Source organism: Galenea microaerophila, from assembly GCF_054657255.1.
In genome coordinates, this window is sequence record NZ_BAAHWZ010000001.1 from 159,818 (window position 1) to 184,962 (window position 25,145).

At 44.0% G+C, this 25,145-nt stretch carries 22 protein-coding genes; 10 read left to right on the forward strand and 12 right to left on the reverse strand.

What is annotated here, in order from left to right:
* Nucleotides 1-101 precede the first annotated feature (101 nt).
* From ACYQ05_RS00765 to ACYQ05_RS00775, 3 genes are all read right to left on the reverse strand, one after another.
* The gene (locus ACYQ05_RS00765; RefSeq protein WP_459817545.1) at nt 102-1,394 is read right to left on the reverse strand and encodes an OmpP1/FadL family transporter; all 1,293 of its coding nucleotides are present in this window, start codon (nt 1,392-1,394) and stop codon (nt 102-104) included.
* 310 nt (nt 1,395-1,704) lie between these two features.
* Entirely contained in the window at nt 1,705-2,292 is a 588-nt protein-coding gene (locus tag ACYQ05_RS00770) for a DUF302 domain-containing protein (protein ID WP_459817546.1), read from the reverse strand.
* A 164-nt stretch (nt 2,293-2,456) separates the two neighbouring features.
* A complete protein-coding gene (locus ACYQ05_RS00775) occupies nt 2,457-3,590 on the reverse strand; it encodes a 4-phosphoerythronate dehydrogenase (protein ID WP_459817547.1) in 1,134 nt (377 codons plus the stop codon).
* Nucleotides 3,591-3,638: 48 nt separating this feature from the next.
* On the opposite strand from ACYQ05_RS00775, the gene ACYQ05_RS00780 reads away from it, so the two are divergent.
* From ACYQ05_RS00780 to ACYQ05_RS00810, 7 genes are all read left to right on the forward strand, one after another.
* A complete protein-coding gene (locus ACYQ05_RS00780) occupies nt 3,639-4,268 on the forward strand; it encodes an alpha/beta hydrolase (protein WP_459817548.1) in 630 nt (209 codons plus the stop codon).
* A 132-nt stretch (nt 4,269-4,400) separates the two neighbouring features.
* Nucleotides 4,401-5,774 carry a TolC family protein gene (locus ACYQ05_RS00785; RefSeq protein ID WP_459817549.1) on the forward strand — a complete coding sequence of 458 codons (1,374 nt, stop codon included), beginning with the start codon at nt 4,401-4,403 and terminating at the stop codon, nt 5,772-5,774.
* A gap of 15 nt (nt 5,775-5,789) precedes the next feature.
* Nucleotides 5,790-6,905 (forward strand): efflux RND transporter periplasmic adaptor subunit, encoded by a 1,116-nt coding sequence (locus tag ACYQ05_RS00790; RefSeq protein WP_459817550.1) that lies wholly within the window; start codon nt 5,790-5,792, stop codon nt 6,903-6,905.
* Nucleotides 6,906-6,917: 12 nt separating this feature from the next.
* Nucleotides 6,918-10,220 carry an efflux RND transporter permease subunit gene (locus ACYQ05_RS00795; protein WP_459817551.1) on the forward strand — a complete coding sequence of 1,101 codons (3,303 nt, stop codon included), beginning with the start codon at nt 6,918-6,920 and terminating at the stop codon, nt 10,218-10,220.
* Nucleotides 10,221-10,273: 53 nt separating this feature from the next.
* A complete protein-coding gene (locus ACYQ05_RS00800; protein WP_459817552.1) occupies nt 10,274-11,290 on the forward strand; it encodes a tyrosine-type recombinase/integrase in 1,017 nt (338 codons plus the stop codon).
* A gap of 50 nt (nt 11,291-11,340) precedes the next feature.
* Nucleotides 11,341-11,874: an ATP-dependent protease subunit HslV gene (gene hslV / locus ACYQ05_RS00805; protein ID WP_459817553.1), complete on the forward strand. Its 534-nt coding sequence runs from the start codon at nt 11,341-11,343 to the stop codon at nt 11,872-11,874.
* 19 nt (nt 11,875-11,893) lie between these two features.
* Complete coding sequence (locus ACYQ05_RS00810; protein ID WP_459817554.1) at nt 11,894-12,460, forward strand: YqhA family protein; 567 nt, start codon at nt 11,894-11,896, stop codon at nt 12,458-12,460.
* A 97-nt stretch (nt 12,461-12,557) separates the two neighbouring features.
* Here ACYQ05_RS00810 and ACYQ05_RS00815 read toward each other — a convergent pair whose 3' ends face one another.
* Nucleotides 12,558-13,400: a YdcF family protein gene (locus tag ACYQ05_RS00815; protein ID WP_459817555.1), complete on the reverse strand. Its 843-nt coding sequence runs from the start codon at nt 13,398-13,400 to the stop codon at nt 12,558-12,560.
* Between the two features lie 118 nt (nt 13,401-13,518).
* Here ACYQ05_RS00815 and clpB point away from each other — a divergent pair, with 118 nt between their 5' ends.
* Nucleotides 13,519-16,080: an ATP-dependent chaperone ClpB gene (gene clpB / locus ACYQ05_RS00820; protein ID WP_459817556.1), complete on the forward strand. Its 2,562-nt coding sequence runs from the start codon at nt 13,519-13,521 to the stop codon at nt 16,078-16,080.
* 234 nt (nt 16,081-16,314) lie between these two features.
* Here clpB and yrfG read toward each other — a convergent pair whose 3' ends face one another.
* On the reverse strand, nt 16,315-17,004 hold the full coding sequence (gene yrfG, locus ACYQ05_RS00825) for a GMP/IMP nucleotidase (RefSeq protein WP_459817557.1): 690 nt from the start codon (nt 17,002-17,004) through the stop codon (nt 16,315-16,317).
* A gap of 142 nt (nt 17,005-17,146) precedes the next feature.
* Between yrfG and nudE the strand changes: the two genes are divergently transcribed.
* Nucleotides 17,147-17,704 (forward strand): ADP compounds hydrolase NudE, encoded by a 558-nt coding sequence (nudE, locus tag ACYQ05_RS00830; protein WP_459817558.1) that lies wholly within the window; start codon nt 17,147-17,149, stop codon nt 17,702-17,704.
* Here nudE and ACYQ05_RS00835 read toward each other — a convergent pair.
* From ACYQ05_RS00835 to ACYQ05_RS00855, 5 genes are all read right to left on the reverse strand, one after another.
* The gene (locus tag ACYQ05_RS00835; RefSeq protein WP_459817559.1) at nt 17,701-17,949 is read right to left on the reverse strand and encodes a hypothetical protein; all 249 of its coding nucleotides are present in this window, start codon (nt 17,947-17,949) and stop codon (nt 17,701-17,703) included. The genes nudE and ACYQ05_RS00835 overlap by 4 nt on opposite strands.
* 2 nt (nt 17,950-17,951) lie before the next feature.
* Nucleotides 17,952-18,704, reverse strand: a complete 753-nt coding sequence (locus ACYQ05_RS00840) for a sulfite exporter TauE/SafE family protein (RefSeq protein ID WP_459817560.1) — start codon at nt 18,702-18,704, stop codon at nt 17,952-17,954.
* A 3-nt stretch (nt 18,705-18,707) separates the two neighbouring features.
* Nucleotides 18,708-19,073 (reverse strand): rhodanese-like domain-containing protein, encoded by a 366-nt coding sequence (locus tag ACYQ05_RS00845; RefSeq protein WP_459817561.1) that lies wholly within the window; start codon nt 19,071-19,073, stop codon nt 18,708-18,710.
* 15 nt (nt 19,074-19,088) lie between these two features.
* The gene (locus tag ACYQ05_RS00850; RefSeq protein ID WP_459817562.1) at nt 19,089-19,472 is read right to left on the reverse strand and encodes a rhodanese-like domain-containing protein; all 384 of its coding nucleotides are present in this window, start codon (nt 19,470-19,472) and stop codon (nt 19,089-19,091) included.
* Nucleotides 19,473-19,637: 165 nt separating this feature from the next.
* The gene (locus ACYQ05_RS00855; protein ID WP_459817563.1) at nt 19,638-20,831 is read right to left on the reverse strand and encodes a pyridoxal phosphate-dependent aminotransferase; all 1,194 of its coding nucleotides are present in this window, start codon (nt 20,829-20,831) and stop codon (nt 19,638-19,640) included.
* 91 nt (nt 20,832-20,922) lie between these two features.
* On the opposite strand from ACYQ05_RS00855, the gene uvrB reads away from it, so the two are divergent.
* Complete coding sequence (gene uvrB / locus ACYQ05_RS00860; protein WP_459817564.1) at nt 20,923-22,950, forward strand: excinuclease ABC subunit UvrB; 2,028 nt, start codon at nt 20,923-20,925, stop codon at nt 22,948-22,950.
* A gap of 3 nt (nt 22,951-22,953) precedes the next feature.
* Here the strand turns inward: uvrB and ACYQ05_RS00865 are convergent, their stop codons facing one another.
* The gene (locus ACYQ05_RS00865) at nt 22,954-24,108 is read right to left on the reverse strand and encodes a PilT/PilU family type 4a pilus ATPase (RefSeq protein WP_459817565.1); all 1,155 of its coding nucleotides are present in this window, start codon (nt 24,106-24,108) and stop codon (nt 22,954-22,956) included.
* Nucleotides 24,108-25,145 carry a type IV pilus twitching motility protein PilT gene (locus tag ACYQ05_RS00870; RefSeq protein ID WP_459817566.1) on the reverse strand — a complete coding sequence of 346 codons (1,038 nt, stop codon included), beginning with the start codon at nt 25,143-25,145 and terminating at the stop codon, nt 24,108-24,110. The genes ACYQ05_RS00865 and ACYQ05_RS00870 overlap by 1 nt, the downstream gene beginning before the upstream one ends.

The following is a 25,145-nucleotide window of genomic DNA, read 5'->3' on the forward strand; positions in this document are numbered from 1 at the left end:
ATTGATGGAAAACAGTATGCCGGAAAATGAGAAAAAATACAGCAAAAAAACCGCTCAAAGGAGCGGTTTTTTATAGGGTTGAAAGTTTCTAATTTTTTAAATTAGAAATTCATGCGAAGTGACAGTGTATAGCCTACTTGAGAGTGAGTTGTTTTATGGTAGGTTTGAGTCGCTGGTAGTGATTGTCCAGTTAATGCGCCAGTTACTTTACCAGTGTAAACTTTCTTTTTGACTTCAGGGGCGTAAACAATCGCACCATCCAGAGCAAGGTTTTTAGTTAAGCTATACCCACCCCCTACAGTAAAGTGAGACGTTACAATAGCTGGGAAGAAATGGTTGTTAAACAGATCCGTAGCTTGACCTTGGTATGTGTCATCATCAATTTTTTTAATTGGGTCATCTCCATAGTTATAGCCTATCCCTGCCCAGTATCCTTGGCCGTTATATTTGGCGCCGACTGCAAATACATCTTGATCTTGCCAGTTAAAGTCTTTATAGCCTTTGGCTGAAGCCCATGAAATTTTCTTATAGTCTGCAGTTAGCGCGATATTTCCCATGTCATAAGCGATCCCCGCTTTAATTTCAGCGGGCTGCTCTAAATCATCAGAGAATGAAAGCCCCAGTCCGCTAGCTGCGTTACTAATCTGATCTTTATATTTCATGGAAATAGGCGACTGGTAGGCTAAACCAATGGTGAGCGCATTGGTTACATTAAAATAACCCCCTACATTATATCCATAACCAATATCGGAAGACATGCCAGAGCCTACTGTTTTCTGGTTATCATTTCCATTATTTGGGTTGTTATCACTATCTGTTGTATAGTTGATATCAAGTGCTCCGTATTGAATAACGGGAGCAAAACCGATTCCAAAATTTGAACCGTTATAGGATAATGAAGGAGCAAATTTCATAACTTGAAGGGTGGACTGAGCATTAAACAGTTCATTTCCGTTAGTGTTTTGCCCTGTCCCTCCGGTCGCAATATTGTCCTCTCGGTAGTCAACCCCCATCCCTGCTGAGCCAAAGATCCCTAACCCGAATGTCAGGTGAGAGTTAATGCGACTCGATAAAGAAACTTCAGGAATAATATTGGTGTCCGCTGAACTTGTTTTTGAAGCCTTGGTTCCAGGTTGGGATCCTACATTGGATTTTGCTTTTACAGAAGGCATAAACAAGGTGCCGCCAATCGTAAATTCAGTGCCTTGTGATTTACCTAATAATGCTGGGTTGGTTAAAGCATTTTCTGACCCCATAAATAAAGCAGTTCCCGTTCCCCCTAAGGCTCGAGCTTGCGCGCCCAGTCCAATTAGGGTGTCCCCATTGGTGGCCATAGCAGGCGTAGCTGCGATCATTGAAGCGGTGATGGCTAAAGCAATACTTGTTTTTCTCATTTGAATGTTCTCTTTTTTACGCGTTTGTAAATTTAGCACCATGATGTGTTTATGGTGCTTTGCTCAGGTAAATACTATGCATGAGAAAAGTGAAGTTGGCTAATCAAAATTTTTTTATTAGCAATTAATAGGATTGATTGAATAGGATTAAAAAATTCGATTATATTTTTAAAATATTAAGGGAAAGATAATTTTATATTAACATAGAGTTGGTTTATGAAAGATTAAGTCGTTTTTAAAGGTTTTTTTAGACAATAAAAAACCGCAACCTTTTGCAAGGTTACGGTTTTGAACTTTAAAAAACCTGGGTTTAGAATTCGCCTCTTGAGCCTTTGTCAAGCATTTCCCAAATAGTGTTACGCACTTTCATAGCGGCTTTTTTAAGATCTGGTGGAAGTTTTTTACCCATTTTCACCATCATGTCCATATTCATAGAGTAAAGGGTTAAACGCTCTTTCCCGGTTTTGGGATCGGTTTTGCCCACGATGGTCACACGACAGGGTAAAAAGCCGCCCATTGCTGGAGAGAAATCAAGCATTTTGCGAGCCGTTTCGGGATTACAGAAGGACATGACATAGACGGTGTCTGATTTAATGCCACGTGCTTCAAGCTCTTTAGAGAGCGGCAGTTCTCCCACATTTTTAAGGTTGTTGTTTGTGCTGACAGAGTTAATGGCATCAATGACATCTTCTAATTCAATGCCCTCTTCAACTTGTTTTTCCCACATGGTGGCGTAGGCAATGTCCCCTTCGCTCTCGACCCAGCGATCCCAAACTTGATTAAAAGTATCCCAAGCGCCATCTTCTAGATTGCTAGCAGCTTTAATGGTTCCACAGCCCGAAAGGGTGGCGATTGCACCGGCGACCAGTGCAGCTTTGGCTAAAGTGATGAGTTTCATTATCGGTTTTCTCCGTATCGTTATAACTTTAAGGTGAAGGTTTTTTTACCTTCTCGTATCAAGCAATAAGGTTAACGATTTGAGATGTAAAAAGGAAATCAAATTTTTTGCGCCTTGATAACTTTATTTTATGAGGATAAGTTTAGATTAATATTGTTTTATTATTATTTTCTAATATCCTCTTGAAATCCTAGGGCTTTTAACAAAGGGAGGGGGTATGTGCTTTGGTAGGTATGAAGCGACCATTCTCGGCGAATAGGATAGTGGCGGCGGTAAGTTTCAAAGAGCTGCCAGGTTTGTTCGATGTGGGGTTGTTGTAATGCTTGGTGATCTTGCCAAATAGGGTAGGCGCTTAAGAGAGCTTGATGAACTTGATTTTGAAGGGACTGGCCTGAAAGCATTTGGATCGGTTCAGGTATGGGGGGCAATAAGGATTTCCACTCTGTTTTCGGTGTTTGCTGGCTGAATTGACATAAGGCTTGATAGACCATTTCACTGCCAGCTACTTTGGCCTCTAGGCTGTGGCCTGCAATGTGAGGGGTGGCGATATCCGCATGTGAATAGAGTTGGGGATGGATATTAGGTTCATTTTCCCAGCAATCAATCATATTGGCGCGTGTCTGTGCTTTGAGCCAAGCGGTTTCATCAATAATGCCACCGCGGGCAGCATTAATTAGCGTTTGATGCGGTAAAAGGTTGCTGAGGTGTTGTTGATTGATCAGGTGGTGGGTGGCAAATTCACCTTCGAAGGTGAGTGGGGTATGAACACTGATAAAGTCTGCTTGTAAGGCGGTTTTTAAATCCACAAAATCTTGACAACCTACCGGATCGGCTTGTTGGCGCGGAGGATCATTGAGTAAGGTTTTCCAACCAAGAATTTCAGCTTTCTGTTGCAGCTTTTGCCCGACATGCCCGACGCCAATAATGCCTAAAGTGGGGGGCGTTTGGGTTTCTAACAGAGGGATGTGCTGTTTTTCTGCTAGGGCAAAAATGGCTGTGATTACATATTCGGCCACAGAGTTGGCATTGCACCCTTGCGCAGAGTAAAAATAAATCCCTTGTTGGGCAAGATAGTCTTGGTCAATATGGTCAAGTCCTACCACCGTGCTTCCCACAAATTTAACCGGTGTATTGTCAAGTAATTGTGCATTGACTTGGGTGCGGGAACGAATAATTAAGGCATCTATGTTTTTAAGGTGCTGATTTTGAATGGCTCGTCCTGGCATCAGAGTGACTTTGCCTAAAGAGGAGAAAATTGCTTCCGCATAGGGGACAGCATCATCAATTAATAGATTCATTTATATATAATGCATCTTGTGTTGTTGGTTTAGGTAAAGGATAGAGAAATGCGTCAAAAAGCGCAAGTGGCATGGATTGAGGGCGGTGCCGGAAAACTTGAAGTACGGCACTTTGGTTTGGCTGATTTGAATGTACCCGCCTTAGCAGTTATTTGTCATCCACATACCTTATATGGTGGCACGATGGATAATAAAGTGGTGGTGACCCTTGAGCGGGCATTGCAAGAGCAGGGGTTGGCCACCGTCTGTTTTAATTTTCGCGGCGCGGGTAATAGTGAAGGGGCTTATGATGAAGGCAAAGGTGAGCAGCAAGATTTAGCTGTGGTGGTACAGTGGGCACAGTCGCAAATGCCTCAACCGAAACCTCTGGTGTTAGGAGGGTTCTCTTTTGGCAGTTATGTCAGTTTACAAGCACAAGCATTTTTAACGCCGGATTTTGTGATCGCTGTCGCTCCGCCAGTCAGCCTCTATGATTTTTCACCGATTGAAGTCAAAATGCCTTGGATGGTGATTCAGGGTGGGGAGGATGAAGTGGTCGAAGCGCAAGCGGTGATTGACTGGGTGCGTCAACAGCAGAATATGCCAGATTTGTATTGGCGAGCAGAGGCGAGTCACTTTTTTCACCGTCAACTGGTTTGGTTAAAAGGCGCGGTAACGGTTGGGGTGCCAAACTTTTAGTGCTCAGGGTTTACATATTAGAATTTTCTTATATAATTTCTGACTATTTAAATTTTTTTATACGATTATCGATTTGAGTTATTATTCAAAGTTGGGCACGATTAACGAAGACGATTATTTGGGGATGGATCAATGAGAATGAAACCTTTGGCTGTTATGTTGTTGGGTGTTTTACCGAGTTTTGCCTTGCCGGTTTGGGCAGAGACTTTAGATTTTAAAAATTGTGTAGAAGCTACCTTGGCGGATAACCCTAATATGGCAGTGAGTCAAGCAAGAATCGCGCAGGCTCAGCACGCGCTGAAGGCAGCGAAGTTGAGTCGATTGCCGCAAATTATCGGTTCTATTTCTGCAGTACGCTCAGATAATGCATTGAATGTTTTTGGCATGAAGTTGCAGCAAAGAAAAGCGACTACGAGTGATTTTGGTTTTGATCAGAATTTTAATTTTCATAAGAGGGATTTAAATTATCCGGGCGCTTACAATGATTTTGATGCGCGTCTAGAAGTTCGTGTTCCGGTTTGGAATGGGGGCAAAATCAGTGCGATGCAAAACCAAGCCAAAGCGATGGTGATGGCGGCAAAGCAGGGGGATACCGCAACTAAACAGTTCCTGATCTACAATGTTTATCAAGCGTATGAAGGGGTGCATACGGCTCGCGCTTATATCTCGGTGGCGAAAAAAGCCCTGCAAGCTGCGGACGCTTATGTGAAAACCACACAGAATTTAGTAGAACAGGGCATTGTGGTGCGCAGTGAGCTACTGAATGCCAAAGTTCACCGGGCGGCAGCGATGACGGCTTTGGAAAGAGCTAAGTCTCAGGAGCAGATCGCTCTTGATAGTTTGAAAATGTTGATGAATAAACAGAACGGTAAAGATTTAGATGTGGGACAGCGTATCGCCATGAATCTGCCTTTTGAGAGCGTCAATGAGATGCTGGAAATGGCCTATCAAAATAATCCTGAATTAGCCGCTATGCGTAAGCAGGTAGCGGCAAAGCAAGCGGCTGTCCGTACAGAAAAAGCCGCACTCTATCCAAGTTTTAATGTGATGGCGCGTAATGATTGGAATAATGACAGCTTGGGGATCGGTGAAAGCTCTTATACCCTTGCTGGGGTGGCGAAATGGCAGTTAACCGATTTTGGTGTGACCTCTCATACTGTGGACAGAGCGCAAGCTGCGGCCAATGAAATAAAGGCAAAATTACAGTCTAAACAGAATGAGGTGCGTTTGAAGGTTTTGACTGCTTGGCGTAATTTACAAGTGGCTGAGAAACAGCGTGATATGAATTTGGTGTCTGTTGCGCAAGCAGAAGAAGCGCAAAGGTTAATTATGAAGCGTTATAAAAATGGCGTTTCGACGATGACGGAAGTTTTGACAACGCAAGCACAACTGGATAAGGCGCGAGCAGATTTGGTGAAATCCGTTTATGAGGTGAATGTAAAAAAAGCGCAGTTGCGTCTATTGACGGGCACCATGAATTTATCATCTTTGGAAGAAATTAAATAATAGAGGATCGTAACCATGCAATTGAATAAGTTGGGTAGTGTGATGTTAGTAGCGGCCGCTTTGGTGCTGGCAGCAGGATGTGAGCAAAAAAGTGAAGCGCCGAAAGAGACAACTGTAGGTAATCAAGCGAAACCTCAAGTGATTGAAGCGCATGTCGCAAAAGTCTCTTTGGGGACCATTCCCATGACGGTGGTGGTACCGGGAGTGGTGGTATCCGATAAGCGTGCGAATATTGCTTCTCGCATTATGGGATACATTAAATCTATTAAGGTCGATGTCGGACAAAAGGTCAAAGCGGGAGATTTACTGTTTACGATTGATCCGACTGATATCAAATCTAAAATTGCCCAAGCTGAAGCGGCTTATCAACAAGCCAAAGCCGCATTGGATGATGCTAAATTAGATTATGATCGCTTTACTAAACTGTATAAAGAGGATTCTGTCTCTCGTCAGCAGTATGACAAGGTGCGTTTGCAGTATACCGTTGCGCAGCAGAATCTAGCAGCGGCTAAGTCGGCTTTGGAGCAGGCTAAAGCTCAATTAAAGTATGTGAATGTTAAAGCGCCTTTTGATGGTGTTGTGGTTCAGAAGCTTGCTTCAGTCGGGGATTTGGCTGCACCGGGGCATCCTATTTTGGTGTTGGAAAATCGTTCTTCACTGAGTGTGAAGACACAAGTTTCTAATGATCTCTTTGCTCGACTTCATATTGGAGATAAAGCGCTTGTGAAGATTGAAGGCATGAGTCAACCCGTTGAGGGCACTATCTATGCCTTGGTGAGTGCTGCAGACCCTAAAACACGGACGCATACGGTCAAACTGAGCTTAAAAGATGTTAAAAATGTGAACTCTGGAACCTTTGCGCGCGTGATTTTCAATCGCGGCAATCGTCAAGCGATTGTGGTGCCTCAGTCGGCAATCGTTAATCGCTCAGGTATTCAAGGAGTTTTTGTTTTAGATGATCAAAATCACGCCTATTTCCGTATGATTCGCCCTGGTTTAACCATTGGAAATAACGTTGAAGTCCAAGCTGGGTTGAGCTTGGGAGAGCGCATTGTGATAGACAATAATCAAAGCCTATTGAATGGCGACATTGTGAAGCCGATTCCTGTTCAATCAGCTGAGCAGAAGTAGCAAGGAGCGGATATGTCGAATCAAACAGAGAAACAGCTGAACATCGCTGGTAAGATTGCGCAAGCCTTTATCCATTCCAAAATTACAATGATGATTGTCATTGCCATTGTTTTGGCTGGGATGTTGGCTTATGTGGTAACGCCTCGAGAATATAATCCCAAAATTGTGGTTCCCGCTGCCAATATTATTGTGCCGAAAGGGGGCGCTACGCCTCAAGAGGTGGAGAATATGGTGGTCAAACCCTTAGAGTCCATTATGAATGCGTTGCCTGGGGTCGATCACACTTTTGGTTATGCGGCCAATGACTTTGGGGTGGTGACTGTTCAATTTAAGGTGGGTGAAGACCAAATTAGCAGTTTGGTAAATCTGTATAACCAGATCATGCAGAATATGGATAAGATGCCACCGGAAACACAGCAACCAATTGTGCGACCGATCAATGTAGATGATGTGCCGATTATGACATTGGCCGTCACTTCCGATAAGCTTTCTCCGATGGAACTGCGTGATGTTTCCTTGAAGTTGTTGGAAAATCTACGCAATATTCCAGGTGTGTCGTTTACCGATGTTGTGGGTGGACAGAAGCGAGCCATTAATGTGTGGCTGGATGCGCAAAAAATTGCGCCAACCGGGTTAACTTTGGATCAAATTAGCAAAATGTTAAAAGGCAGCAATGTCTCTATACCTGTTGGATCCTTAGTTAACAATAATAAAAGTCATTTGGTTCGAGTTAATGGTTTCTTAGGGAACGCGAAGGAAGTCGGCGATATTATTATTGGTATTGTACAAGGGCGTCCTATTTACCTTAAAGATATTGCGCGTATAGAAGATGGTCCACTGGAAGAAGAAAAATATACGCGGATTGGGTTTGGGCCTAATGGCAGTATCCATACTAAAGGTGAGCAGCCCGCTGTGACCATTACCATTGCCAAAAAGGCAGGAACCAATGCGGTGACTGTAGCCAATGCGGTATTGGACAAGCTAGCGTTTCTTAAGAAATCCATTTTGCCAGCCGACGTTCAGGTAGCGGTGACGCGTAATGATGGTGAAAAAGCCAATGCTGCGGTTAACCTGTTAATGGAGCATTTAGGGATTGCTGTTGGCTCGGTGCTGATTATCTTAATCTTATTTTTGGGCTGGCGTGAAGCGGGTATTGTGACCTTAACCGTCCCACTCATCTTATTTGTGGTCTTGTTTGTCGGCTATGTGTCAGGACAGAGCATTAACCGAATCACACTATTTGCCTTAATTCTTTCATTGGGGCTGTTGGTGGATGCTGCTATTGTGGTGATCGAGAATGTGCATCGTCATATTCACAATGGCTTTGATCCCAAAAACTTTGATAAGGTGTTGGTACAAGCCACCAATGAGATTGGGAATCCAACGAATGTCGCGACCATTGCCGTTATTTTGGCGTTTATCCCAATGTTGTTTGTCACCGGGATGATGGGGCCTTTTATGGCACCGATTCCGTTTAATGTGCCAGTGGCCATGTTAGCCTCTCTCTTAGTGGCTTATCTATTGGTACCCTACCTTTCTTATCACATTTTGGGTAAAAATGCGATTAAGGAGATGCAGGAACGAGAAAGTTTGGAAGAGCCTCATCCGCATAAAGAAGACTGGATGCAAAAGCTTTATGTAAAGGCGATGACGCCTTTATTGGAGAGCAAAACCAAAGCCTCTATTTTCTTGTTTGTGGTGTTGGGACTTTTATTCCTAGCGTTGACTCAGCCCGCATTACAGTTTTTGCGTGATGATGGCATGAATAATCCACTGCACCCATTAGGGGTAGAAGTGAAAATGTTGCCATACGATAACACCAGTACCTTTTTGGTACAGGTAGATATGCCTGAAGGTACTGCTTTAGAAGCGACAGATCAGGTGGTGACAGAGGTGAATAAGATTTTGAAAAATACACCTTTTGTGACCAACTACAGTACTTTCTTAGGTACGCATGCGCCAGTTGATTTTGCGGCTTTAGTTCGTGGAGATTTGATTAAAGAGGGTGAAAATTTTGCTCAAATTCGTGTGAATTTGGTAAGTAAGCATGAACGAGAAAAGTCCTCACATCAAATTGTCTCGGATTTAAATGAGGCTTTAAACCAGGTACGTGAACAATTCCCGAAAGCGAATATTAAGCTTTATGAAACACCACCTGGACCTCCAGTGACGCATCAGATTTTGGCAGAACTTTATGGTCCGAATTATGAGACTCTGCGCAAAGCGGCTCAAGAAGTAGATGCCAAATTTAAAAACATCTATGGCATGATTAATGTCGACGATTCAGTCACGGCAGACATGAAGAGCTATCAGATCAATATTGATCGTGTACAGGCCAATCTGTTGGGTGTGGTACCGGCAGAAGTAGGTAAAATGCTGCATGATTATATCAGTGGTTTTAAATTAGGTTATATGCACTTAGATAATGTGCGTGAACCGGTCAATATTGTGGTGCGTCTGCCTAAAGCGGAGCGTACTGTGCCAGAGCAGCTGATGTCTCTGCGCGTTGAGTCGCGCTCCGGTGCTTCGGTGCCCCTCGCCTCCATTGCTACAATTAAAGAGGTGATTCATGCGAAACCGATTGTTGATAAAGATCAGCATAAGGTGGTCATGGTTGGCGGTGAGTTGTTGCAATCTAGCCCAGTTTATGCAGTTTTGTCTTTGGATAAGATGTTAGATGGTGTGAAACTGCCTGAAAGTGGAGTGACTTTCCATACGAGTAACCTCGGTTTTGTGCAGGCACAACCGAAAGATGTTATGGACTATACGCTATTGTGGGGCGGTGAAATGCGTCTAACGCTGGATGTGTTCCGCGATATGGGAAGTGCCTTTATCGTCGCCTTAATCTTTATCTATCTGATTTTGGTGGCCTATTATAAGTCCTTTATGATGCCCGTTATCGTAATGGGGGCGATTCCGCTGACCATGATTGGGGTATTCCCAGGTCACTGGTTGACCGATCAATCCTTTACCGCGACTTCTATGATTGGGGTCATTGCACTCGCAGGGATTGTGGTGCGGAACTCCCTGTTATTGATTGACTTTATCTTAGATTACCGGAAAGAAGGTCAATCATTGAAGGATGCGGTGATCGAAGCTGGGAAAGTGCGTTTCCGTCCCATCTTGTTGACAGCATTAGCCATTATGTTTGGATCGATGATTATGATTACCGATCCAGTGTTTGGTGGATTAGCGGTCTCCTTGATTTTCGGAACCTTCTCTTCAACACTGTTGACGCTATTGGTGATTCCGTTGCTCTACTTTATTTGGCAGTATTATCAGTTGCCAGAGCATGAGCGGCCTAAGGTCAACTAAAGGTCATCTTTTCATTAACGGAGCTTCGGCTCCGTTTTTTGTACAATAGGATTATGAAATCTGAACTTGATGCTTTTATTGATTCGCTGAACAGTCGTAATTTTTCCTCGCATACATTGGCTAATTACCGTCGTGATATTGAAGGATTTAGCATTTTTTTTCTGCAAAATTTTGCAGATTTGGAAGCACTTTGGTATCCAACCAAACGCAGCCAAAAGCTACTAACGGCGAGCTCAGGTGAGGCGTTGCGAAAAGGAAAGTTAGACAAAATGCCTTGGCAGTGTATCAGTGAGCAGGCGGTGCAAGATTTTTTGGCTTTTCGTCTACAAGCAGGTATTGGCGCGAATACGCTACGTCGTCAACTTTCTGCATTGCGTAGTTTTTATCAATTTTTACTGGAACGAAGCTTTGTAAAGCACAATCCGACTTTGGGTATCAAACCGCCTAAGCAACCCAAACCCTTGCCCAAGAGCCTCTCTGCAGACATGACACAACAATTGCTTGAGCAAACACCTAAAAACCAGCAGTCTGATTGGTTGGCACTAAGGGATCAGACAATGTTTGAACTGCTTTATTCTTCTGGTTTGCGGGTCGCTGAGCTGTCAGGCTTAAATATGTCTCCAGCCTTGGATAATTTAGAACAGGGATGGATTTTTATTCAACAAGGGAAAGGCCAAAAAGATCGTCAAGTGCCGATTGGTCGAGAAGCGGAAAAGTGGCTGCAGCAGTGGCTATCCGTGCGGGAAGCTCATGTGCAAGCCGATGAAAATGCCGTTTTTATTAACCGTTTTGGTAGACGATTAAGCATTCGCAGCATTCAAAAAGCATTAAATCAGCGTGCTCAACAAGTGGGGTTGCCAGTGAAGGTCTCTCCCCATCGATTACGTCATGCGTGCGCCACCCATTTATTGGAATCTAGTGGCGATCTGCGCGCTGTGCAAGAATTATTAGGGCATAAAAACCTTTCAACCACCCAAATTTATACCAAATTGGACTTACAACATTTAGCGCAAGTCTATGATCAAGCGCATCCGAGAGCGAGTCATCAAAAGAAGGATAAAAAAGTCTAAATAGATGGGTTGAATCGGTAAAATATAGAGACTAATTTTTGGAGAGTGAAATGTCATTTAGAGGAACCACAATTTTATGTGCTAAGCGCAATGGACAGATGGTTATTGGCGGAGACGGTCAGGTTACACTAGGCCATGTGGTGATGAAAGGCAATGCACGTAAGGTGCGCCGTTTATATAACGATCAGGTGATTGCCGGTTTTGCTGGGGCGACCGCTGATGCATTTACTTTGTTTGAGCGGTTTGAGGGGCGTTTGCAAACTCATAATGGTCAGTTGATGCGCGCGGCGGTTGAGATGGCGAAAGATTGGCGTACCGATCGTGCTTTACGTAAATTGGAAGCGATGATGATTGTGGCAGATCAAGAGACGATGCTATTGATTTCGGGTACAGGAGATGTGATTGAGCCGCAAGAGGATTTTATCGCAATTGGTTCAGGAGGGAATTATGCGCATGCAGCTGCGCAGGCTTTAATGCATAATACTGAGCTATCTGCCAAAGAGATTGTGGAAAGAGCGCTCACCATTGCAGCAGACCTTTGTATTTATACCAATCATAATTTTACAATTGAAACTTTAGAATAAATCTTAAAAAGGAAAGGAAATGCATCAAGAAAATTCAAAGCCTGTAGAGTGTGAAAATACCAATGGTAAGCTTGAACACTTTTTCGAAAGTTTCTTATGGAACAGTCGTTTGGTGGTTTTTGTTGCCGTCATTGGCAGTTTAGCAACCGCTTTTGGGATGTTTTATTTAACGTTTGTCGATGTTTATTACACTTTGGTCCATCTGTTGGATTACGCCAGTTTGGATGCGGCTGGACGCGCCACCCTCAAAGGGGAAACCGTTGCCCATATTGTCAGTGCGGTCGATGGGTTTTTATTAGGCACCATTATGCTAATTTTTGCTTTAGGGTTATATGAGCTCTTTATTTCTAAAATTGATGTGGCTGAAAATTCACAAGGGGCGAGTAAAATTCTGTTTATTCGTTCACTGGATGATTTAAAAGACCGCTTGGCTAAAGTGATTGTGATGATTTTAATTGTGATGTTCTTTGAGCAAGCGATCTTTCTGAAACCGACTCAGCCTTTAGAACTGCTTTATTATGCTTTAGCCATTATGTTGATTGCCGCTGCGATCTATTTTGCGCATAAGGCTTATGATCACTCATAATTAAGTATGCAAATGCCTGTTTGACTTAATAACCGGTATTTCAAATCCTTTCGAAGGGCGCTCTATCGCGATAGAGCGCCTTTTTTATCTCATTCATTTATATTAAGTTGTCAATACGATCTTTTTCACTCTCTTCGCCTGGAAACCAGCGACTGGTTTTTCCAGTGAAATAATAAACCGTGAGCCCTATCCATTCCCGTACAGATTTCTGCAAAGTATGTAGATGGTCATAGCCGTTAAAATCAAAATGGCGATGCACAGGGTCATAGCTTAAAAAATCGGTTGGGTAGGGGATGACATCAATGCCTTGTTGACGGGCAATGCCCACAGAGCGCGGCATGTGATAGGCAGAAGTGATGAGTAGATAGGTGCCATTGGGTTTGGGGAGTCGCGGCTTAATAAATTTAAAATTCTCATAGGTATTGCGCGATTTAGATTCAATGATCCAGCGGCTAGCGGGGATATTGAGTTGTTTAAATAAACCCTTAGCGATCCATCCTTCTCCTAAACTGTTTTGCGTAAAAGGATCACCGCTGCCGCCGGTAAAAATGACAGGTACCTCAGGATAGTGTACAGATAGATATTTTGCTGCAATATAGCGATCACCGCCTAAACCAACTTGAGGCACTTTCCAACTCAAGCTGCGTCCCAGTTCTTCACCGCCTCCAAGAATAATAATCCCGTCCACTTTTTGTGGCAGAGTTTTTTCCGTCAAAATGGGAAAGCGCTTTTCTAAAGGTTGAATAAAAAAATCCCCTACTGGATAAGCGATGATCGTAATGGCAAATAGAGAGCCTATGAAAAAGAGTCGCCTTCCTAATTTCTGCCAGGTGTGGGTGCGCCACAATAGTCCGCCCAAAATTAAAGCGAGTAGAATAAAACTAATGGGACTTAAAAACATCCACGTAATTTTTGACAGTAAAAAGAAAAAAGTATCCATCTAATCCCTCTTAGTGGTTATGATCAGTCCATGCGTATTGAAATTGTACTGTATCCACTTGAAAAAAAATTAAATAACGCCATATATCTCTCAGTTAGGAATTTTATGGAGTTAAGTCATGATTGATAAATTTACAAATCAGTTTCAGAAGGCTTTGGCAGATGCTCAAGCTTTGGCGATGAATCATAGCAATCAATTTATTGAGCCATTGCATATTTTGGCAGCCTTGATAGAGCCTCAAGGGGCTTTATTGAAATTAGCCGGAATCGATATTGCCCAGCTGAAGCAAGCAGTTAACGAAAAGTTAGAGACTTTGCCAAAGGTGAGTGGGGCTGGAGATGTACATATCTCACAGCAAACTAACCGAATTTTAATGGCCATGGATAAACTTGCGCAAGAAAAAGGAGATACCTATATTGCGAGTGAGTTGTTTTTCTTGGCCTTATTAGACACCAATGATGTCGCCGCAGATGTCTTAAAAGCAGCTGGCGCATCGAAAGAAAATTTAGAACAAGCAATTGAAAAAGTAAGAGGAGGTGAGACCGTGCAAGAGCAAAATGCAGAAGATACTCGGCAAGCGTTAGAAAAATATACATTAGATTTAACCAAGCGTGCTGAAGAAGGGAAGTTAGATCCTGTTATCGGACGGGATGATGAGATTCGTCGTGCGATTCAGGTGCTACAACGTCGTACTAAGAACAATCCCGTACTGATTGGTGAACCAGGGGTGGGTAAAACCGCCATTGTAGAAGGTTTGGCGCAACGAATTGTGAATGGAGAAGTTCCAGAAGGATTGCGTGAAAAGCGGGTCCTTTCATTAGACTTGGCAGCCCTTTTAGCAGGTGCTAAATATCGCGGGGAATTTGAAGAGCGCCTTAAAGCACTCTTAAATGAGGTGGCGAAAGAAGAAGGACGCGTTATTCTCTTTATTGATGAAATCCATACGATGGTCGGCGCCGGTGGTGGCGGTGATGGTGCAATGGATGCAGGGAATATGCTCAAGCCTGCTTTGGCGCGTGGCGAACTGCACTGTATCGGTGCGACCACTTTGAATGAATATCGTGAGTATATTGAAAAGGATTCTGCGCTTGAACGTCGTTTCCAAAAAGTGTTGGTGGATGAACCGAGCGAAGAGGATACCATTGCGATTTTGCGTGGTTTAAAAGAGCGTTATGAAGTGCATCATGGGGTGACCATTACGGATTCAGCCATTATTGCTGCAGCGCATCTCTCTCAACGCTATATTACCGATCGTCAGTTACCGGATAAAGCGATTGATTTGATTGATGAAGCGGCTTCGCGTATTCGTATGGAGATCGATTCCAAGCCAGAAGAGTTGGATAAACTTGAACGACGTTTGATTCAACTTAAAATCGAACGCGAAGCACTGAAAAAAGAGAAAGATGAGGCGGCTAAAAAGCGTCTACAACTGCTCGAAGAAGAGATTGCAGATCTTGAGAAACAGTATTCAGAACTCGAAGAGATCTGGAAGCGCGATAAAGCCTTGCTAGAAGGCGCTAAAGAGTTGAAAGAACAGCTTGAAAAAGCGCGTATTGAATTGGAAGCGGCTCAGCGTGAAGGCAACTTACAAAAAATGTCTGAAATCCAATATGGTGTGATTCCAGAATTAGAGCGTAAGATTGCTGAAGCTGAAAAAGCAGAGTTAGGTGAAGATAATCAGCCTCACTTATTGAAAAATAAAGTCACGGATGAAGAGATTGCGGAAGTGGTTTCTCGTTGGACCGGTATTCCTGTTTCGAAAATGCTTCAAAGTGAGCGTGAAAAACTGTTGAAGATGGAAGAAGTGCTGCAAAAAAGCGTGGTTGGCCAAGAGGAAGCGGTTAAAGCGGTCTCTAATGCGATTAGACGTTCACGTGCGGGATTATCAGATCCTAACCGTCCAATTGGCTCTTTCCTCTTCTTAGGGCCTACAGGGGTTGGTAAGACAGAGCTCACAAAAGCATTGGCTGATTACCTGTTTGATACGCGGGATGCGATTGTACGTATCGATATGTCCGAGTTCATGGAGAAGCATTCAGTTGCAAGATTGATTGGTGCACCTCCAGGGTATGTCGGCTATGAGCAAGGTGGTTATTTAACAGAGGCGGTGCGTCGTAAACCTTATTCGGTAATTTTGTTGGATGAGGTCGAGAAAGCACACCCTGATGTCTTTAACATCTTGCTGCAAGTATTAGACGATGGTCGTTTGACCGATGGGCAAGGTCGTACCGTAGACTTTAAGAACACGGTCATTATTATGACCTCAAACTTAGGTTCACATGTGATTCAAGAGAAGCAGCATGAGCCTTATGAAGAGATGAAAAATGCGGTGATGGAAATTGTGGGCGGACATTTCCGACCTGAATTTATTAACCGTATTGATGATATTGTGGTCTTCCACCCACTTGGACGTGAAGAGATTCGTAAGATTGTTGAAATTCAACTTCAACGTCTCCATGAGCGTCTGGAAGAAAACGAGTTAGATCTAGAAATCAGCGACGAAGCGCTTGATTTCTTAGGTGAAATTGGATTTGATCCACTATTTGGTGCAAGACCATTGAAACGTGCGATTCAAGAGTATATCGAGAATCCTTTGGCAGAACGGATTCTGAAAGGTGATTTCTTGCCTGGACAGACAGTTTATGTCAAAGAAAAGCATGGTAAGATTATTTTTGAATAATCGCTAACACTTAATTCTAGGTGTTTTAAAGCCGCAATCTGGTAACAGGTTGCGGCTTTTTTGTTTTTATGACCGTGCGGGTAATGATTGCAGCGAGACCTTTGCATGAGTGGGATGCGAGCTAAAAATGAGAAAAAATTTTCCATATCTAGGCGGGAAACGCAGGCAATAGCCAGCTATTGCCAAGTTTTCCAACGACGATAGGGGAAATTTTAGCCATTTTTAGCCGTAGAATCATCTCGTGCAAAGGTCTCGCAATAAGGTCTTAAAATCTATAAAGGCGGGAAAGCCTTTACAATCAATTTTATCTAATTTGGGGCTGACAAATTGTGCGCATAGAAGGTATTGAATGCCATATTGTTGCGCCGATTGTAGGGCTTGCGTATTATCATCGATAAGCAGCGTGGTTTTAGGATTGTAAGGCACAACCGATCGGATTTTGTCCCAAATTTCAACTGCCTCTTTTGGCAGTCCAAAATCGTGGGCTGAGATGAGGTAATCAAAATAGGGGCCAATTTCGGTCTCTTCCAGCTTGAGCGCTAAGCTGTCTCGGTGAGCATTCGTCACCATCACAATGGTTTTACCTGCTGATTTTAAAGCTTGTAAAAACTGAATCACATCGGGATGAACTTGAATCAGGTATTTCACCTCTTTTTTTAATTCAGCAACCGGCAGTTGTAGGGTTTGCGTCCAGTAGTCCAAGCAGTACCAATTGAGTGTGCCGGCTTGAGAGTGGATTTTCTGATGAATGATTTGATTCGCTTCTTCCAGCGTTAAATGATTTTTTTCTGCATAGACTTGAGGGAGAAATTCCAACCAAAAGTGGTAATCAAAATGGAGATCCAGCAAAGTCCCATCCATATCTAGCAAGACCGTCTCAATGGCTTTCCAAGGAAGATTGGGCGTGTTATGCTTATCACTCATATAAAAGACCTTTGCACGAGATGGCTCAAATTTGACAAGAGTGGGTTATATTACCTGCATTTGCTGTTTAGATTTAGATAAATTTTATCTTCTGTTATCGCGCATGTCCCACTTATGCAAAGTGCTCAATAAGGATTTTATTATGTCTCAAGATCATCCATTACCTGAAATTTTATCCGAATCGATTGTTGCGCAGACACGTCTTTTTACCGTGCAAGCGCAGCAGCTTAGATTTCAAAATGGGGTAGAAGTGGTTTATGAACGTATGATGAGTTCAACGACAGGTGCTGTATTGATTTTGCCCATGTTGGACAGCGAGACGCTACTTTTAATTAAAGAGTATGCCTGTGGTATGCGCCATTATGAACTGGGATTTCCTAAGGGTAAGATTGATCCAGGTGAAGTATGGGCTGAGGCTGCGGTGCGGGAGACAATGGAAGAGGTGGGCTACCGGCCACAGGAAGTGAGCTTGTTAGACAAAGTGAGTTTGGCAGCGGGTTATATGACCCATCAAACCCATTTGGTGTTGGCGGAAGGATTGGTGCCGGCACAAGCAGAAGGCGATGAGCCGGAACCTTTAGAAGTGATTCCTTGGAAACTGGACGATTGGCAAGCGCTTATCGCTCATCCGCACTTTACGGAAGGACGAGCCTATGCGGCTTTGCTGAGGCTATTACAAGAGAAGAAACGCATCGGCTAAGATTTTTGAGGAATCTCACATTTTTTCTGACGAATAGCTTCGATTTCTTTCACTTTCCGATCTAACTCTTCAAGCATCTGATACTGTTCAGAATCGGTGTTTCCTTCTTCAGCCATGTGCTTTTTCCGTTCTTCAATTGTTTTTAACCAATCCTCAATAATTTCATTGGGAACACTACAGTCGGTGGCGGCATTTTTTTCATGGTCAATGACCCAATCCGCAATTTTTTGTAGAATATGAATCACAGTTATCCTCCTAAGAGTTGATAAATCATTTTAGCCGCCAACAGAAGCAAGATGACAGCGATCAGTTTTTTCACCTGTGCCGCACTAAAGCGATAGTGCATGATAAAATCCCCTAAATAACCGCCAATAATGGCTGCAAGGGTGACCACACCAAGCAAGACCCAGTCCATCTCGACAAAAGAGAGATAGGTGGCAAAGGCGCCTAATGAAGAGAAAGGTATTACGAAACTAATCGCATAAGCGGTTTTTTTCGCATCAAAGCCGAGGAGAATGAGTAGGGGCATCATTAAAGCCCCACCCCCAACACCGATGAGGCCAGAGATCACTCCAACGCTACCTCCAATCAAAAAGAGAATCCAAGGTTTATCATAGACGACTTTGGTTTCTCGCTTGCTAAATAGGAGCAGCAGAGCACTGACAATCAAAAAAGCCACCAATATCCATTCTACAATCTCTTTACGGATATATTGACTCAGCCAAGCGCCAATAGGGGTCGCAATGAGAATGGCAATAATGAGGGGCACAGCAAATTTGATATCTAATACACCGCGGAAGAAGTTCATGATTGAAGCGGTGATTGTAGAAGCGGAGTTGATAAATAACCCCGTAGCTTTGGCCAAATTAAGTGGCATGCCCATCATAGAAAAGATGGGCACTAAGCCGATGGCTGAGCCAACCCCTCCCATGGCAAATAGGGTAGAAAAGACCACTGTGAGGAAGAAATAAAGCGCGTAATGTAAAAGCCCTGCATCCATGAATTAAAGTCTCTTAATTTTTTGGGCATTGCCACCTTTCAGATGGTCCATGAGTCCGAGTAATCCGCCCATCAAATACTTCGCCTCAAAACCTTGTGCAGCCAGCCAAGTGCGTGTCATATTTGAGCGATCAGTTTGTGGACATGCCACAACAATGAGTTTATCTTTTGGCAATTCATCTAGGCGTTCAGGGAGTTCCGGTGCTGGAATCTTTAAACCAAAATTCAGCTGCCAAATATCCGTCTCCATGGGTACACGAATATCGACTAATTCACATTTCCCTTCATTGTAGAGGGCAATAAAATCTTCAATGCTAATGCGCATGGTTGCCATTTCACTTGGGATCACATTTTTAATGAATGATTCCACCTGTCGAGTCTCCATTTATTGATTAAGTTTGGCCATATAGTCTTTTGCAATATCTCCACGAAGATAATTGACAATGCCCAGCATGCCATCAGTTAAGTAACGAGCGTTATAGCCTTTTAGTCTTAAAAAAAGTCTGGCAATTTCTGCTCGGTCATAGTGAGGGCAGATAGTGACAATGGTTTTTGTGGGATCAACTTCATCTAAACGATCGGGCAATTCATTCAAAGGGATATGGTCGCCAAATCCTAAGTGCCAAGCCTCATACTCTTCCCGAAAGCGAATATCAATGATCTGAGCTTCCCCTTTTTTATAAAGCGCCAACATTTCCGGTAGCTGAATTTTCATCGCCTGTCTTTCGTGATAGTCAAATGCGTTTAAATAATCAGCAAAATTTTCCATTTCAGTCTCCTTGTTTGAATGGCCATTGAAATATAGCATAAATTTACTTATAAGTGAACAGTTATATACGGATATACAAATTTTATAAGCAAATTCATTGACTGACCTCTGACAGCCTTAAAGGGCGGCATCAGAGGTTTTTAAACATAAGGGCGCAAAGCGTTTTTACTTTTTCATAAAACGCTCAATGCGATTGAGCGCTTCTTTAAGATTGTCTAAACTGGTGGCAAAGCTAATGCGGATGTGTTGTTCAGCGCCGAAAGCAGAACCAGGTACGACGGCGACCTCGACTTCCTCTAAAATAGCGGCGGCAAAGTCGGCATCGTTTTCAAATCCTTTTTGTACCATCGCTTCGCTCACATCGATAAAGGCATAAAAGGCCCCTTGCGCAGGGATGCATTTAAAGCCAGGGATTTGATTAATGCGCTCAACGACAAATTGATGACGTTCTTTAAAGGCCGCAAGCATGGTTTGAATACAGTCTTGAGGGCCATTAAGGGCTTCTGTCGCTGCATATTGCGAGATGGAACAGGGGTTGGAGGTGCTTTGTGATTGTACCTTGCGCATACCGGCAATCAAATCTTTAGGACCGCCAGCATAGCCAATGCGCCAGCCAGTCATGGAGTAAGCTTTAGAAACGCCATTCATCACCACAGTACGATCCTTCAGTTCGGGGGCGACCTGCAGGATATTGGTGAAGGGGGTGTCGCCTAAAATAATATGTTCATACATATCATCAGAAGCAATAATCACCTGAGGATAAGCTTTTAAGACATCGGCTAATGCCCGTAATTCTTCTCGTGTATAAACCGCACCGGTGGGGTTGCTGGGACTATTTAAAATAAATAGACGTGTTTTTTCGCTGAGTGCATTTTCGAGTTGCTCTGGCGTGATTTTAAATCCTTGTTCGATGCCGGCTTGAACAATGACCGGCTTGCCGCCGGCTAGGAGGGCCATATCGGGATAGGAGACCCAGTAAGGGGCTGGGATAATAACTTCATCGCCATCATTCAATGCGGCTTGGCAAAGATTATAAAAACTCTGTTTGCCACCCGATGAGACCAAAATCTCATCCATAGCATAATCCAGTTCATTGTCCCGCTTAAATTTGGCTTGAATGGCGGCTTTCAGTTCAGGAATGCCATCTACTGCAGTGTAGCGAGTTTTTCCTTCCTCAATGGCTCGAATGCCCGCCTGCTTGATATGATCAGGCGTCTCAAAATCGGGTTCACCTGCGCCAAGACTGACAATATCTCTGCCTTGACGACGTAACTCTGCGGCTTTGGCGGTAATGATTAGGGTCAAAGAGGGTTGGACACGATTCACTCGGTCGGATAAACGGTTGGCATCTTGGCTCATGGCTGCTCTCTTTTTATTTTATCAGTATTAATCTTGATTATAATATCGAGTTCCTTATTTTGGTAGTCAATCAGCATCTTATCGAGGATTTATGGCAAAAAAATTTGAATTGGTTTCTCCTTATGACCCAGCAGGCGATCAGCCTACAGCCATTGCGCAGCTTGTGGAGGGGCTAAATGATGGCGAAGCGTTTCAGACGCTATTGGGGGTGACCGGTTCTGGGAAGACATTTAGCATCGCCAATGTGATTCAAGAGGTGCAGCGGCCGACGATTATTATGGCGCACAATAAAACCTTAGCGGCACAATTGTATGGTGAGATGAAAGGCTTTTTTCCGAATAATGCGGTGGAGTATTTTGTCTCTTACTACGATTACTACCAGCCGGAAGCTTATGTACCCGCATCCGATACCTATATTGCTAAAGATTCTTCAGTCAATGAGCAGATTGAGCAGCTGCGTCTTTCCGCGACTAAGGCTTTGATGGAACGGCAAGATGTGATTTTGGTGGCGACGGTGTCTGCCATCTATGGGTTGGGCGATCCGGATCAGTATCTGAAAATGATTTTACAGTTGCGCTTGGGAGATGAAATCAGTCAAAGAGAGATTTTGCAGCAGCTGACGACCATGCAATATACGCGCAACGATATTGAACTATGGCGCGGTACCTTTCGCGTTCGAGGTGAGGTGATTGATATTTTTCCTGCGGAAGCCGAGCAGTATGCCGTGCGCATTGAACTGTTTGATGATGAAGTGGAAAAAATTAGCTGGTTTGATCCTTTGACGGGGGAAGTGGTTAGCCGACCATCACGCGTGACTGTTTATCCAAAATCGCATTATGTGACGCCTAGAGAGCGTATCTTAAGTACCATTGAGCAGGTGAAGGTGGATTTAAAAATTCGCCTTGAAGAATTGCGCGCACAAAATAAATTGGTTGAAGCGCAACGGCTAGAAGAGCGCACCAAATTGGATTTGGAGATGATGCAAGAACTTGGTTATTGCTCCGGCATTGAAAACTATTCGCGCTATCTCTCTGGTCGTCCAGAAGGCGCACCGCCCCCGACACTACTGGATTATCTGCCAAACAATGCCTTAATGGTGATTGATGAAAGCCATGTCACCATTCCGCAAATAGGCGGCATGTATAAAGGGGATCGTTCACGTAAGGAAAATTTGGTCACCTATGGTTTTCGCTTGCCCTCAGCGATGGACAATCGCCCCTTGAAATTTGAAGAGTTTGAACGCTTAATGCCGCAAACCATTTTTGTGTCCGCCACCCCCGGCAACTATGAGGCTGAGAAGGGCGCTAAAATTGTGGAGCAGGTGGTGCGGCCGACAGGCTTGTTAGACCCTGAAATTGAAGTGCGGCCAGCCTTGACTCAAGTGGATGATTTATTAGGTGAAATCAAATTGCGTACAGAGGTGAATGAGCGAGTATTGGTCACGGTATTAACCAAACGCATGGCGGAAAATTTGACCGAATATCTGGAAGAACACAATATTCGCGTGCGCTATCTGCATTCGGATATCGATACCGTGGAGCGCATTGAAATTATTCGTGATTTGCGTTTAGGGGAATTTGATGTATTAGTGGGGATTAACCTATTGCGAGAAGGGCTGGATATCCCCGAAGTCTCTTTGGTGGCGATTTTGGATGCGGATAAAGAGGGCTTTTTGCGTTCAGAGCGCTCACTGATTCAGACCATTGGGCGTGCAGCTCGGAATGTGCATGGAAAGGCAATATTGTATGCCGATAAAATCACCGATTCCATGCAGAAAGCCATTGGCGAAACCGAAAGGCGTCGAGCGAAGCAAAAAGCTTTTAATGAAGAAAAAGGGATTACCCCACAGAAACTTAATAAAAAGGTAACGGATATTTTAGAGGATTCGCCTTATGCGATTAAGCCGCGAGGCAGCGGGCAGAAAGTCGCAGAACCGGTTGTCAACTATGACAGTGCCTCCCCCTATGCGCAAATGAAACCTTCTGAACTGGCTGCGCAGATTAAAAAGTTGGAAAAGCAAATGTATGCGGCGGCCAAGTCATTAGAGTTTGAAAAGGCCGCGCAGCTTCGGGATGAAATTCAACAAGCTAAGGCGTTTATGGTGGGGATTGGTGATTGAGCGCTAATCGTCTTTAATGCTAAACTGCGGGACCTCATCCTTGAGGGTGTTATTTTCACCCTGCTCTTGTTTAAAGCGTTGGCTGTTGAGTTTGATTTTCAGACGGAGGTCATTGACCGCATCCGCATTGCGTAACGCATCTTCATAGCGAATGTCACCTTTTTCATAAAGGTTAAATAGCGCTTGGTCAAAGGTTTGCATGCCTTGATCTCTGGAAGCGGTAATCGCTTCTTTTAATTCATGCACTTGACCTTTAAAAATCAAATCGGAAATGCGCGGTGTATTGATTAAAATTTCAAAGGCGGCAATGCGTCCACCCCCGATTTTAGGAATCAGTCGTTGAGAAACAATCGCTTTCAGATTCAACGAGAGATCCATGAGCAGCTGGTCGCGCCGTTCTTCTGGGAAAAAGTTAATGATGCGGTCCAAAGCTTGGTTGGTATTATTGGCATGCAAGGTAGAGAGGCAGAGGTGACCCGTTTCGGCAAAAGCAATGGCATGATTCATGGTTTCTTGTGCACGAATTTCGCCAATTAAAATCACATCAGGAGCTTGGCGTAAGGTGTTTTTTAAGGCGGTTTCATAGGATTCGGTATCGGTGCCGACTTCGCGTTGGGTCACAATACATCCCTTATTGGGATGCAGGAACTCAATCGGATCTTCGATGGTAATGATGTGACCATGTGAATGTTCATTACGATGCCCTACCAGAGCCGCCAAAGAGGTGGATTTTCCTGACCCAGTGGCGCCTACAAAAAGCATTAAGCCACGTTTCGCCATCACGAGATCTTTCAGAATGGGGGGTAAATTGAGGTCATCGGCATGGGGTATGACTGTCTTAATCATGCGGATGACCAGCCCAGGCTCACCTCGCTGCATAAAGGCATTGACCCGGAAACGTGCGATCTTGGGAAGACGATAGGCAAAATTGCATTCATGATGGGTGTCAAACTCTGCTTTTTGCTGATCATTCATTAAGCCATAGACCAGCTGTCGAGCCATTTCGGGGGTTAAAGCCTCTTTGGTGAGCGCTTTAAGCTCGCCATTCACTTTAATCGAGACCGGGGCGCCGACGGTCACAAAAAGATCCGAGCCTTTTTGCGCCACGAAAGCTTTTAAAATCGCATGCAGTTGTGCTTGAATGGCTGTTTGCGTCATTATAGAAACGCCTCTTTTTTTACTGCTTTCAGGCGCGCTTCTGCTTTATCCACAATGCCCGCATCGACTAAGCGTCGCAGATCTTGATCTAAGGTCTGCATGCCTTTTTTATTGGAGATCTCTATGGTTGAGTAGAGTTGTGGAATTTTATCTTCTCGGATTAAATTACGAACAGCGCTGTTGGAGATCATAATTTCATGTGCTGCAACCCGTCCGCCGCCAATCTTTTTCAGTAAAGTTTGTGCAATCACGGCTCGTAAGGATTCGGAGAGCATGCTGCGCACTAAATCTTTTTCTCCAGCGGGAAAAACATCAATAATCCGGTCCACTGTTTTGGCGGCTGAGCTGGTGTGGAGCGTACCAAGCACAAGGTGGCCCGTTTCTGCTGCGGTGAGGGCTAAACGAATGGTTTCTAAATCTCGGAGCTCCCCTACTAAAATCACATCCGGGTCTTCCCGCAAGGCGGAACGCAACGCATTGTTAAAACTTTTGGTATCTCGATGCACTTCACGTTGGTTGATTAGACAGCGTTTTGAATGGTGAACAAATTCAATCGGGTCTTCAATGGTGAGAATATGGACATGGTGGTTTTGATTGATATAGTCTACCATGGCGGCCAGCGTAGTCGATTTCCCCGAACCGGTTGGACCGGTCACCAGCACAATACCTCGAGGGGAGAGGGCAATATCTTTAAAGATTTCAGGGGCATTGAGCTCTTCAAGTGTGAGCACCTTTTCTGGGATGGTCCGCATGACGGCGGCAATGCCTCGATTTTGCATAAAGACATTGACACGAAAGCGGGCGACATGTGGCAGTTCAAATGAGAAATCCAGCTCTAAATGTTCTTCAAACTCTTTGCGATGCGCATCATTCATGACATCATAAATCATGCTATGAGCGGTTTTTTCATCCAAAGGGGGAATATCAATCTTACGGATATCACCATCAATGCGAATGAGAGGCGGCAGTCCAGATGAGATGTGCAGGTCTGAGGCATGTTCTTGCACGCTAAAGGTGAGTAGCTGGGTGATATCCAT